At 56.4% G+C, this 243-nt stretch carries 1 protein-coding gene; it reads right to left on the reverse strand.

All coding sequences use genetic code 11. The features are described from left to right. Nucleotides 1-243, reverse strand: a 243-nt coding sequence (locus N8L33_RS10040) for a hypothetical protein (protein WP_261059765.1), incomplete at both ends; no start/stop codon positions are given.

Consider the following 243-nt stretch of genomic DNA (forward strand, 5'->3'; position numbering starts at 1 on the left):
GCCCGCGGCGCCGGCCCCGGCCGCTGCGCGCGGCGTTGTACTTGCACTTGTTGAGGCTGACGTACGTGCTGATGTACTTGCACTTGTTGAGGCTGACGTACTTGCTGAGGTACTTGCGCTCGTTGAAGCTGACGTACTTGCTGATGTACTTGCACTGGTTGATGCTGACGTACTTGCGCTTGTTGATGCTGACGAACTTGCTGATGTACTTGCGCTTGTAGAGGCTGACGTACTTGCTGATGG

The organism is Streptococcus mitis, from assembly GCF_946188695.1.
In the GTDB taxonomy this organism is placed as follows: domain Bacteria; phylum Bacillota; class Bacilli; order Lactobacillales; family Streptococcaceae; genus Streptococcus; species Streptococcus mitis_DF.